Annotated in this window: 2 protein-coding genes; both read left to right on the plus strand. The window is 57.0% G+C overall.

Annotation, left to right across the window (positions count from 1 at the left end):
- Positions 1–90: 90 nt before the first annotated feature.
- Positions 91–537 carry a PAS domain-containing protein gene (locus AC1D0Z_RS22615; RefSeq protein WP_477660381.1) on the plus strand — a complete coding sequence of 149 codons (447 nt, stop codon included), beginning with the start codon at positions 91–93 and terminating at the stop codon, positions 535–537.
- A 125-nt stretch (positions 538–662) separates the two neighbouring features.
- The coding region (locus tag AC1D0Z_RS22620; protein WP_477660382.1) for a CoA transferase at positions 663–1,040 on the plus strand (378 nt) is incomplete at its 3' end.

Genomic DNA, 1,040 nt, shown 5'->3' on the forward strand with positions numbered 1-1,040 from the left:
GTCTTGAAGGCCGCAAGAGACGGCGTTCAATTTGAGCGCCGTCTTTTTTTAAGGCCAGCCAGCCTATTTGCCAGCACCAGGAATAGACCTATGCAAACGACAACCGACCTGAAACAGCTTGTGGAAGCCGTTGGGGACGCCATTGTGGCGTCTGATGCCAGCGGAGCCATCACGTTATGGAACCCGTCAGCGCAACGGATGTTCGGCTTCACTGAAGAAGAAGCACTGGGCAAGTCGCTTGACATCATCATTCCACAGCGCCAGCAGCAGCGCCATTGGGACGGCTATCACAAAACCATGGCCACCGGCCAAACCAGGTACGGCAACGACGTACTGCGCGTGCCGGCGGTACACAAGGATGGGCATGGCTTGTCCATCGCCTTCACCGTGGCCCTGTTACATACCCCGGATAACAAGGTGTCAGCCATCGTCGCGGTGATCCGCGACGAAACCGCCCGCTTTGCCGAAGAACGCAGCCTGAAAAAACGCCTGACAGAGCTTGAGATGCAGCTTGCACCTCAGGGCAATACACCCTAACCCAAATCGTACAGGCACACCACTGGAGCAGTGATTACCATTGGGGTTGAACGGGGCGAAAGAAGCCCTGGCCACGGATCAAACCGTGTAACAACCACTTTTTCAACTTTCCAGCAGGAACTTTCATGAGCAAAGCGTTAGACGGCGTCCGCATCCTTGATTTCACCCACGTCCAATCGGGGCCTACGTGCACCCAGTTGYTGGCCTGGTTTGGCGCGGATGTCATCAAGGTAGAGCGCGCAGGCGAAGGCGACGCGACGCGCGGACAGTTGCGCGACATCCCGGGCGTGGACAGCCTGTACTTCACGATGCTCAACCACAACAAGCGTTCAATCACGCTGGACACCAAGAAGCCGAAGGGCAAGGAAGTCCTGGACACGTTGATCAAGGAATGCGATGTGCTGGTCGAAAATTTCGCGCCAGGCGCGCTCGACCGCATGGGCATCACCTGGGAACACATCCAGAAGCTCAATCCCCGGATGATCGTCGCATCGGTCAAAGGC

The organism is Polaromonas sp. P1_E3, assembly GCF_056405935.1.

Excerpts from the sequence above, each read along its gene's own strand:
- AC1D0Z_RS22615 (WP_477660381.1), top strand. The coding sequence starts at position 91 with ATGCAAACGACAACCGACCTGAAACAGCTTGTGGAAGCCGTTGGGGAC.